The organism is Snodgrassella alvi (assembly GCF_002777425.1).
GTDB lineage: Bacteria > Pseudomonadota > Gammaproteobacteria > Burkholderiales > Neisseriaceae > Snodgrassella > Snodgrassella alvi_B.
This window is the reverse complement of record NZ_MDVC01000082.1, coordinates 1-1545: the sequence shown is the minus strand read 5'-3', so window position 1 is coordinate 1545 and position 1545 is coordinate 1. Positions and strand designations below refer to the sequence as shown.

Annotated in this window: 3 protein-coding genes; 1 reads left to right on the top strand and 2 read right to left on the bottom strand. The window is 47.9% G+C overall.

Annotated elements, in window-relative coordinates; translation table 11 throughout:
- Both BGI33_RS07460 and BGI33_RS14370 read right to left on the bottom strand, forming a co-directional pair.
- A partial coding sequence (locus BGI33_RS07460; RefSeq protein WP_144235390.1) for a helix-turn-helix domain-containing protein occupies positions 1-604 on the bottom strand: 604 nt, incomplete at its 3' end.
- Positions 605-710: 106 nt separating this feature from the next.
- On the bottom strand, positions 711-911 hold the full coding sequence (locus tag BGI33_RS14370; RefSeq protein WP_100090614.1) for a hypothetical protein: 201 nt from the start codon (positions 909-911) through the stop codon (positions 711-713).
- On the opposite strand from BGI33_RS14370, the gene BGI33_RS07450 reads away from it, so the two are divergent.
- Positions 906-1545, top strand: a 640-nt coding sequence (locus BGI33_RS07450) for an RHS repeat domain-containing protein (protein WP_257380432.1), incomplete at its 3' end; no start/stop codon positions are given. The two genes, BGI33_RS14370 and BGI33_RS07450, sit on opposite strands and share 6 nt — an antisense overlap.

Sequence of the window (1545 nt, the reverse complement as noted above, 5' to 3'; positions counted from 1 at the left end):
CCGTATATACTTTAGCAAACGCCAGTCTTGAATAGGTATCAATAAACGTTTGTTGGTATATTTTCCCAATCCCTTTAATATGACCAACATAATATGTATCTTGTGCGCATAAGTATCCAGGATGCTGGGTCTCAATTTCACCCTGTGCCTCTCGCGCTGCTTTCGCTTTCTCTAAAGCCTGTAGCTGGCTTTCTGTTAACACAAGCCCTTCCTGAGCTACTTTTGTTTCCAGAGCGATCAGTCTTTTTTTGAAGCTTTCTAAATCGTGGCGTAACCAGATTGAACGTACACCACTGCCAGAGACCATTATTCCTTGCAGACGTAGCTGATTAGCAACCCGATGTTGGCCATAAGCAGGAAATTCATAAGCCATATTAACGACAGCCTGCTCAATATGAGGTTCTACGCGATTTTTCTCTATAGGTTTTTTGCGACTTATTTCCTGAAGAGCTAATTCTCCGCCCTGTTCATAGAGTTTTTTGAAGCGATAATAGCTGTCGCGACTATACCCCAAGACTTTACAGGCTTGCTGAACGTTACCTAACTGTTTAGCGAGTTCTAAAAGTCCTAATTTAGGTTTAATTATTTTTGCAGATTGATTCATTACTGACACTCCATTGTTGGTTTAAAATACACTAAATGTCAGATTAAATAAAGACTACTACATATTAGCCTAAAATACGCGGTGGGATTTATCTTCTCCCATTTAATTATGGTTCAGCATAATTTAAATATGCGCCCAATAATAAACAAACGACGCCTATGGCCGCCTTAACACCCTCATCAACGAAAACGGCGAACACTACCAGTTCCAATACGATGCTGCCGACCGCCTCACCGAACAGACCGATCTGGACGGGCGTAAACAGAAATACAGCTACGATGCACTGGATAACGTCAGCGCCGTGCACTTTGCTGCCGGCAGCAGTGCCGAAATCATCCACCGCTTCAAACGCGATGCCATCGGCCGCCTGATCGGCAAATACACCACCGACGGCAACACCGCCTACCAGTACGACCAAGCCGACAACCTTATCAAAGTCGGCTACAAAAAAGCCGGCCTGCCTGCTGAAGCTGAACTCGACCTCATTACCTTCAGCTACGATCAACTGGGTAACCTGCTGAGCGAAACCACCGCACAGGGCACCCTCAGCCACCAGTACGACCCACTGGGCAACCGCATCGCCACCACCCTGCCGGATGGGCGCACCATCAACAACCTCTATTACGGCTCCGGCCACCTGCACCAGATAAACATCGACGGCCACATCATCAGCGATATCGAACGCGACAACCTGCACCGCGAAGTATTACGCACTCAGGGACGCCTGAACACCCAGTTCAAATACGACCGCAACAGCCGGCTGCAACGCAAACAGATACAGCGCAATCAGAACCCCATCCTGCCCGATATCCTGCTCGAACGCAGCTACCAGTACGACAACCTAGACCGACTGGTAAGCAAAAAACACAGCAAACACGGCCAGACCGATTACCGCTATGATCACACCGGCAGAATCGAAGGCTGTCGCAACCAGAGATACT